The sequence below is a fragment of the uncultured Desulfovibrio sp. genome, from assembly GCF_944324505.1.
Classification (GTDB): Bacteria; Desulfobacterota; Desulfovibrionia; order Desulfovibrionales; family Desulfovibrionaceae; genus Desulfovibrio.
The window spans coordinates 13,938-22,512 of record NZ_CALUWO010000001.1; the positions used below are offsets into that span (position 1 = coordinate 13,938).

The 8,575-nt window shown below is 51.3% G+C and carries 10 protein-coding genes; 2 read left to right on the forward strand and 8 right to left on the reverse strand.

The features are described from left to right. Positions 1-5: 5 nt before the first annotated feature. Both Q0J57_RS00095 and Q0J57_RS00100 read left to right on the forward strand, forming a co-directional pair. Entirely contained in the window at positions 6-821 is an 816-nt protein-coding gene (locus Q0J57_RS00095; RefSeq protein WP_297215388.1) for a hypothetical protein, read from the forward strand. Between the two features lie 9 nt (positions 822-830). Next, positions 831-2,576, forward strand: coding sequence for a hypothetical protein (locus Q0J57_RS00100; RefSeq protein ID WP_297215390.1), 1,746 nt, complete (start codon positions 831-833; stop codon positions 2,574-2,576). Between the two features lie 78 nt (positions 2,577-2,654). Here Q0J57_RS00100 and Q0J57_RS00105 read toward each other — a convergent pair whose 3' ends face one another. From Q0J57_RS00105 to Q0J57_RS00140, 8 genes are all read right to left on the reverse strand, one after another. Then, positions 2,655-3,650, reverse strand: a complete 996-nt coding sequence (locus Q0J57_RS00105) for a Rha family transcriptional regulator (RefSeq protein WP_297215392.1) — start codon at positions 3,648-3,650, stop codon at positions 2,655-2,657. A gap of 303 nt (positions 3,651-3,953) precedes the next feature. Then, entirely contained in the window at positions 3,954-4,205 is a 252-nt protein-coding gene (locus Q0J57_RS00110) for a hypothetical protein (RefSeq protein WP_297215395.1), read from the reverse strand. Next, the gene (hxsC, locus tag Q0J57_RS00115) at positions 4,202-5,338 is read right to left on the reverse strand and encodes a His-Xaa-Ser system radical SAM maturase HxsC (RefSeq protein ID WP_297215398.1); all 1,137 of its coding nucleotides are present in this window, start codon (positions 5,336-5,338) and stop codon (positions 4,202-4,204) included. Before hxsC ends, Q0J57_RS00110 begins: the two co-directional genes overlap by 4 nt. After that, positions 5,325-6,779 carry a His-Xaa-Ser system radical SAM maturase HxsB gene (hxsB, locus tag Q0J57_RS00120; RefSeq protein ID WP_297215401.1) on the reverse strand — a complete coding sequence of 485 codons (1,455 nt, stop codon included), beginning with the start codon at positions 6,777-6,779 and terminating at the stop codon, positions 5,325-5,327. The genes hxsC and hxsB overlap by 14 nt, the downstream gene beginning before the upstream one ends. Further along, positions 6,772-7,101, reverse strand: coding sequence for a hypothetical protein (locus tag Q0J57_RS00125; RefSeq protein WP_297215405.1), 330 nt, complete (start codon positions 7,099-7,101; stop codon positions 6,772-6,774). Before Q0J57_RS00125 ends, hxsB begins: the two co-directional genes overlap by 8 nt. An 11-nt stretch (positions 7,102-7,112) precedes the next feature. Continuing rightward, the gene (locus Q0J57_RS00130; protein WP_297215407.1) at positions 7,113-7,877 is read right to left on the reverse strand and encodes an endonuclease; all 765 of its coding nucleotides are present in this window, start codon (positions 7,875-7,877) and stop codon (positions 7,113-7,115) included. A gap of 152 nt (positions 7,878-8,029) precedes the next feature. After that, positions 8,030-8,290: a Txe/YoeB family addiction module toxin gene (locus Q0J57_RS00135; protein ID WP_297215410.1), complete on the reverse strand. Its 261-nt coding sequence runs from the start codon at positions 8,288-8,290 to the stop codon at positions 8,030-8,032. A gap of 2 nt (positions 8,291-8,292) precedes the next feature. After that, a complete protein-coding gene (locus tag Q0J57_RS00140; RefSeq protein WP_297215412.1) occupies positions 8,293-8,547 on the reverse strand; it encodes a type II toxin-antitoxin system prevent-host-death family antitoxin in 255 nt (84 codons plus the stop codon). Positions 8,548-8,575: the final 28 nt, after the last annotated feature.

The following is an 8,575-nucleotide window of genomic DNA, read 5'->3' on the forward strand; positions in this document are numbered from 1 at the left end:
GCGGCATGGCACTGTATACCCCCAGCAATCCTTTCAGCAGGGCAAGCGGCACCTTTCAGCAGGCTACCCAGACCATGGGCAGTCAGACCAGGGAAGGCCCCCGCACCGAATATGAACCATCGCCCATGACGCCGGGGCAAGTTCTGACACAGGGACTTGGCGTGGTGGGAACAGGCAAGCAGCTCTATGGCATGGGCAAGGATGCCTATGGCTTTCTTGCCGGGCTTGGCGCTCCAGATGCCGCAGGCGAGGCGGCCAGTGCCGGGGCCGGGGCTGCCCCGATCACCGGTGGTGCGCAGGCGGCTCAGGCGGCAGACCTTGCCCTGCCCGCCGTGCAGGCCCAGACCGGAGCGCAGGCTGCGGCAAGTGATGTGGCTACCGGGCTGCACATGGCGCCGCAGGAGGCGGCCAGAAGCCTTGGTCCGACATCTGCCGAGCTGACACAGCCCATTGGCGAAGGCGTATCCGGCGGTGCTGCCGGAACAGCCGAAGGGGCAGCTACCGGGACCAGTTCCGGCTTTTCCTTTGCACCCATGCTGGGATCAGCCGCTGGCGGCGTGCTGGGATCGCTGGGTGGTCAGGCTCTGGGGCAGGCCATTGGCGGGGACACCGGGGGGGCCATCGGCAAGGTTGCCGGCGGCGCCGCAGGTGGGGCACTGGGCAGCATGGCGGCAACGTCTCTTGCGTCCAGCCTGGCCGGCGGTGCTGCGGGGTCCGCCGCCGGCGCGGCCGCCGGGGGCGCTGTTGCCGGTTCTGTGGCCCCTGGTGTGGGAACGCTCATTGGCGCCGGTATTGGCGCATTGACTTCTTTCTTTTTTTAGGAGTGGCGCGTGGCTCTTTACCGTACAAGTACGAACCCTTCCCAGATGGCGCAGTCTGCCATGAATGCCGCCACGCAGGCCGCAGCCTCGCAGACCAAGCAGACCACCACCAAGGTCAAGAAGGAAGGCAATATCTGGGATGATATCTACAAGGGGGCTGCTTCGGTGGCAGCCGTGGGCCGGGGCATTGATTCGCTTGTGGATGCAGCGGGCAGCGCATGGGACCTGTATGACCAGTACAAGCTGCGCGATGCCTATGACGCCGTAAGCAAGGCCTTTGCGCAGAGCGGCTTTGAGGGCATCCAGAGCAACCCGGATATGCAGGACTACTGGCACGCCCGTGCTGTGGGGCAGTTTGTCAAGGACAGAGCCGGCACGGAAAAGGGCCGCCTGGACATGCTGAAGAACATGGATGCTACGGCGGACAAGTTGTATCAGGACTGGCGTGTGCAGGCCATGACGGTCAGCAAGGCCTTTCAGTCCGGCGATATGCGGCAGTTCATGCCGCTTATGGAGCAGCTCTCGGCCAAGTCTCCCCTGCCCTACCGCCTGGAAGGGACAGAGGACGGACGTTTCAGGGTGCTGTTTCGTTCTGATCAGCAACTGGGGTGGACGGCAAACGGGCAGGTGATTTCTCCGCAGGAAGCCATGAACGAGGTGAACAGGGTCTTGCAGGGAGAGCAGTCTGTTCTGCGCGGGCTTGACGGCAAGCTGCATCCAGTCAACCCGGCATTCAGCGCGGCCGCTGCCCGCTATTACTGGGGTACGGTCATGGGCAATGCCGAAAACCGGCTTGATCCCAAAAAGCAGATACCTCTGTACGATGGCGCCGGCAATGTGGTGGGCATGGGCGTTGTGCAGAACCCTGTGGATGATTACAGCGCCCTGCCCAAGCTGCTGGTTTTTGACAGGCGCGGACGGCAGATCGGTATGTATGACGGCATGGAGGGTGTGCTTCAGGCGGGCATGAGTCCCTACAAGCCGGCGAAGCAGAAAGGCAGCGGCAGTAGTGATCCGGCCGCAGGCGGCTACAAGCTCAGCGATGGCGACCGGTCAGCCCTGCGCCGCTACTGTACCCGAACTGATCCGCAAACAGGAGAGGATCGGGTGGATGCCGGGCTGGTGACCATTCTTGAAGGGCAGATGCGGCTTACCGGTCTGTCTGCCGATGCGGCCTATGCCGCATATGAAGAGAATATTGCCAGAGCCATGCAGCAGGGAGCGTCTGACAAGCAGACTGCGGAGCGCGTTGTCCGGGCACGGATGCTTGGGCAGCCCCTGCCGGCTGCCGCGTCAGGGCAGGATGCCGGGAAAGGTGGCTCCCTTGCGGATTCTTCCGAATCGCGCGGCAACAGCGGCAGCTGGCTTGCCCCGCGTATGCAGCGGGCACTTTCAGGGGGAGATGAGGGGCCTGGGGTGCTTTATGGCCTGGGAAGTGGTGCCCTGCCCTGGGGACCGCGTGGCGCCCTGGATGACAGCGACATGGCCCTGGCTGGTGCTGGCGGTGTACAGCGCGGCTTTGATCGGCAGCAGCGGGAAAAACAGCGTGGCGAACGTATGGAAAATGCCAGAGAGCGTGCCCGGCTTGGGCGCGAACAGAAGCGGCTGGCGATGGATCGTGAGATCGACGACTTCATGGCCAATGCCGACCGGTACGGCAGAACTGCGGACTTCGGGGACTTTGGAGAGGCCACGGATCGCTCCCGTGCCCTGAAGCAACAGCGGGATGCCTGGGGCAACCCTGTTTTTCGATAAGAACTTTTCGTTGTTTGACAACGGCATAGAGAGGAGAGGAAAGGGCCGGGCACCATCCGGTACCCGGCCCCTGTTTTTTTACCTTCCCAGGGCCACGGCTATGTTGAGGCTCAGGCGCAGGTGCTGGCTGGCGTTATCCAATGCCTGACGGAAGCACTGCTCGGCTTCCGTGCGGCTTTGGAACAGGCTGTCCAACAGGCACTGCGAGCTGAACGTGGTATCGGCATTACGGCCCAGGTCAGACACGGCGTAGCTGAACAGGTCGCCGCGGCGGGCGTCCAGTTCCCGCAGCATGGCGGAGAACTCCTGCCGGAGGACGGCCTCACGCCGGCTCCAGTCCTGCCACAGCGCCAGCAGTGCGGCCTCCTGCGGGCCGGGAACGTGGTTTGGGTTGCGGTGTGGCGGATAGAAGCAGCCGTTACGGTACAGAGGCAGGCGCTCCGGCTGTGGCGGCAGGGCCGGAGGCAGTGCGTCAATGCGCTTTTGCACCCAGGCGATGGCGTCCGGTATCCATTCCTGCGGCAGGTCCTTGATATTGGTGAGCTGGAAGGCGGCCTTGAGCTGGTTCCAGCAGGCATCAAAGGGGGCGCTGGACAGCCTGGCCCACGAACCTACCAGCGCCCGCAGAGGCTTGCGGTCGGCAGCGCTGGACGGCGTGAGGGAAAGGGAGCCGGGGAAGTCCACGATGTCCTGCGTGATGTTATGCGTTGCTTCCTTCTGGCGGGCCAGTTCTTCTTCCATGCGGTTGAAGGCTTCGATGTAGGCCAGCTTCATGGCTAGGGCCTTCTTGCCGGTGTAGCCCATGACCAGCAGCATGAAGCCGTCACGGTAGAGGATGAACATGCGAACCTGCTTCACGCCAAGGGGCGTTTCTTGCTCCTGATACGTCTCCCCAAAATTGGGTTGTAAGGAGTTTTCAGGCAGTTGCGACAAAAGCGCGTCCACGTCGCGCAAAACGTGGTCGTGGCGCTTGCCGAAGAACTTTGCGACCTCAAGCGACGTGGTAGCCGGGCGGCCGGAGTGGAGAGATACGGACGGAGAAAATACTTCGGGAATGAGCTGGGCCTGTGACATAGTAACCTCGTGTAGTTTCTGATTGGCCCCTGCAAAAGCAAAGGGCCGGGAGCTCAGAACTGTACACGAACAGCCAGGCCTATTCCCCCGCCTTACGGCGAGGTCTTGTATTAGCCTACTCCCGACCCATGAAGGTCGTACTATACACCACTCCCAAGGCGTCAGACAGCCTTGACAGGGCACAAAAATAGCCAAATCTCACGGGTTGGCGTCCGTCGTGTAAGAGTTTCTGAGGCTCTGTAATGAAAGGACGCCATAAAGTACCCAAAATGTCAAGCCCAGTCGGAGCTGGGGGTAAGGTTATTAGTAGCGACTAGAGTAGTGGCTACGGTGACTACTATGACTGCGGTGGCTGCTGTGGCTATAGTGTCCGGCAATCAAAGTTTCTTCTTGATTATTTAAGACATCAGAAAAAACTAAACCGTCAGCGCAAGCATGGGAAATCACAGGATCAATTGTTTGTGCTGGAGAAGCTTGAACTTCTTGTTTTCCTATTCCGAGGCCAGATGCGATGAAGCCTAGCAATAGAAAAATACCATAGATAATTTTCCTCATAACGTTCCCTTTATTGCTTTTATATGGTTAATGGGCAATGATACTGAAGTTGAAAAAAATCCTGCGCAGTATTTTTTTAAATCGCAGTTATCACACTCTTTGAGATATGAGTTTTTCCAACTTGATATTGATTGACGAGTGAACTCTCGTACTTCTTTCTTGCATAAGCAAAGCGGTATGTTGTATATAGAGATGGGAAGTCTGCGTCGTTTTAAGTATAGAATTGCATCGTATAATTCTTCGCTATAATCTAAGGGGGATATATTAATTGTTTTTTGATTAGATGCGGCATTTCCATATAGCTCCATCCCCATAAAAGCATAGTGACTACAAAATGGAAAATAATTATATATATGTTCTGCGAAATTGTATAGTCTTTTGTAATTATATTTATTGATAACGTGGCGTATTTCTATTTTGCATCCATGCTCAGCTAAATTATATAAACCGAGAGATGTTTCTGAAAAACTTCCATTAGCCCCAACTATGTTGTCATGTAATGTGTCGATATCAGCATGTAGTGAAACACAAAAACAAACATTGTTAGTTGCAACTTGAGCTACATCATGAGTAAATGCTCTATCGCTAAAGGTTCTTCCATTTGTGAGAATGTCAATATTTGCTGTAGGATGTGTATGGATACAGCGATGGAGGAAATCTATAAAATTATCTCCTAGTAAAGTCGGCTCCCCCCCTGTTATACATATTTGCTTAATGTTTTTATTTTTTAATAAATTAAGAGTATGCTGTGCTTCTCGTAAAAGTTGAGGAGAGTGACGGCGCGGAGGTTGTGGGCACATTATGCATTTACAATTACATGCCTCTGTAAGCATGAATGCATTTTGATGTGAGTTTATCTCCCAGAGAACGGAGACACATCCATTTGCATCTATACGTACAATATCACCGTCATGAAGAATTTCTATATCTTGGCAATCATAAATATGATCAGGATGGAAAAAATATCCTTTCTTGCCCGAAGATATGCAAGCCTTATAGCCAACACTTAATCTGTCTAATTGATCTGTTACAAGTATTATATTTTTTCGAGCAAAAATAGGACGATGGCTTTTGGCTACCATCCCTATAATTGGCTGAAAAGTACGAGAAGCTTTTCCACTAATACATATCATGACGTTGCACCAGCCCAGGGTTGTTGGTTACCCAACTCCAAAGAATATCTTTTGTTTCTTCACTTGCATGGTATAGTCTCTTAAAAATTCCATCAAAGATGTGTCTATGCTTAATGCAGAAAGGCGTATTTTCCATAATTCTCAATTCTTGTCCACTTTCAAGATAGTTCCGTATGGGGTCTGTTCCACAATATGCTTGGTACACACACCAAGAACATGGTGGGGTTACTTCAATGCATGATTGCCTGGTTAGTTCTCTAAGCTTACTTCCTGCAAAAATATCATGATATGTGTTCGTTAAGACATTTCCAAGGCAGAAATGCCTATCTCCCATTCTAGCAAGCATTCGAGCTTCATCTGCTGGAAAGACAGAACCATCATAGTCATAGATTACGCCACTGATCCCCGCTCCTGATGGAGACTGCAAGTCAACGAAGCCTGTTGAGAACGGTGTTAGTATTCGTGAAAGTAGGAGAGTTGCAAAGTGCTCAGGAAAAAATATTTTTTTGTTAATATCAATAATAAAATCCAATATATTTAAATATTTATCAGCAAATTCTTTTGCAGAGTAGCCAAGTTTTTCAGATTGTTCGGCTGCAAATCCATACGGATTGAGTGACCGAATAAATATGCCACTCATGCCTTGTCTAATATATTCTTCAACTATATCCTTAAGGTGTTCAAGAGAAACAGAAGATGTTGTCATGAGTGCATCGACACCATCATGGCCAAGTATACTACGTGATAGGGCTAGTTTTTCTAAAAATAAATTGTAGGTACCTCCTCCAGCTTTTGTTTTGCGGCATGCATCATGGAGATACTCAGGGCCGTCAAGTGATGTTGATATTGCTATGCCATGATCTCTGCAAAAATAGAGTTGTTCTTCAGTGATAAGTGTGAGATTTGTACAAATAACAAATTCGACTTTTTTTTCTTTTTCTTTAGCAATCTTTTCAGCATAGAAAACAACATCTTTAATGACAGGCCAATTTAATAATGGTTCTCCACCTTGAAATTCAATTTTGGGATTATTTGTTGGTGCAGAAAAAATTGTATCTACGATATGGCGTGCCACATCTATCTTCATGTCATAGTTTTGTGCGTCTTCTTCAGCACATGACACTTGGCAATATTCGCATCGCTGATTGCAGCGCAGAGTAATTACCATCATATGAAGCGTTGTAAAGTCACGCAAAAAAGATTTTTTTGTTCTATATCTAGCTGAAATTTTTTGTAGAGATGATTCAATCTCATCTTGAGCGACAAATAAATGAGACTTTAATCTCAAAAAATTTTCGTCTTGATCTGAGAGTGTGTGTCTAACAAATTTATCAAATATATCATTTTTAAGAAAAGTGAAATCGCCACATTCGTTTACGAGAAGTACAGTATCATCAAAAAGATGCTTAAATTGAAATGGTAAAATTCTATAACTAAGCACGGTTTTTCTCCACTGCTAAAAAGGCATAATCTACAATCCGTTTTCGGAGGTCTCCAAATTCTTTTTGGAGATCAATGCGAATTTGTGTATCAATACACTTGTTAAAAAATTCTTTTAATAAGCGTTCTTCAATGTTGCTATTGTCTTTAGCTGTTATGTTAATCTCTATAGAATACTCAGAGATGGGGTAAAATGAAACAAAATAGCTGTGAGTATATTCACTCACCACACGTAAAATACATTCTCGCTCAAAATACTCTTTTTCTGCTGTGATGATACCGCATTTGCCTTCATCGATAATTTTAAATGGCAATACTTTCATTATATTATTCCTTACCAAAGTCCCGCCTGCTGGCAGGGTTCCTTGACGAATCGATTTTCGTTCCCTTGAAGTTTTTCAATACGCTTAGCGCGGGTGCATTCCCACTGATCCACTGGATACATCTTATTCCAAGCGTTGAAGAGCTGCTCCTGTTGGCGGCTGAGGCGATACTCGTCATAGCTATCAGCCATGTAAAGAGCAGCGCGAGCTACTTGTCCCTTGGCACGTGCTGGAGGCTCGAAGCGACTTCCATCCACCTTAGCTTCGCAAGTACCAAAGGCTACCTTGGCCGAAGGCAGTTCTGAGTATCGCTTATTGGCGCGAACCCCGTTAACGGATCCAACCGCCGGAAAGAGGTTGTACATATCAGCCTGCATATGGCGATATTGTATGTTTACCTTTTCGGCACACTTACGCCCTTTGAATGATTTCCCTTTGCTCACACACTTCGGATGTCCATCTCTCCACTCACTGAAGGCTTGTCCGAAGTTTTCCGCAGGTACGGCATGTTCCCACTCCATTTTATTGGCACGCTTCTGGTGTTTTTTTGTCATGAATCCATCAGGTAGATCGATGTTCTTTTCTTCGTCAAACGGATATCCGCAGTAAATCGTAACCCTATTGTCGAAGTACACCTGACGCTCCAGCATTTTTTTCGCTTTGGCGAAGCTGTCGTTTGTTTCATTGCCGGTGGCGAAGGTGACACCTATGCACAAGAAGGTGAAGATTTGAGCAGCGGCCAAGGCAGAGGTGATCTGGCGGAAGTGTCGGTACATAATCTCTCCTATGATGCGGAGAGGCTACCATGCGTCAGAAGCGTGGGCAATGGGGGAGGGGGATGGTGAGAGGGGAAGGAAGGCGCCCCGAAGCGCCGCCTCTCGCAACCCAAAGAGCTGGTCAACACATGTAGACAGCGAAGGCGAAGCCCTCAGTAGTGGTAGCGGCACTGGAGAACGATCAGGGCCGTCCCCTGCTCGTCGAGGCGATACACAAGGCGGTCTTCCTGATTGATACGACGAGACCAGCATCCAGCAAGGTCAAAGCGAAGCGGCTCCGGCTTGCCCAAGCCTTCAAACGGATTGCGGAGCGCATCCCGCAGCAGCTCATTGATGCGCTTCACCGTTCGTTTGTCAGTCGCCTGCCAGTACAAATAATCTTCCCACGCTTGGGGGGTCCAGGTCAGCAGCATGGCTAATCCTCAAGGTCATGCTGTACCGTATTGCCCGCGTCAGCGGCGTGCAATGCTTCCCGCAACCGGGACGCATTGGCTGGGGAGCGCAGCAGGTAGGCTGTCTCCATGATGGCGTTGTAGTCCTCCAGGGACATCATAACGACGGAGGGAGACTTCTGGCGCGTGATGATGACGGGTTCGTGGTGGTCACAGACCCGGTTCATGGTTTCCGCAAGGTTCTGCCGTGCCTCGGTGTAGGTGATGGCCTGCGACATATACGCCTCCTTTTGTACAGAAACAAGT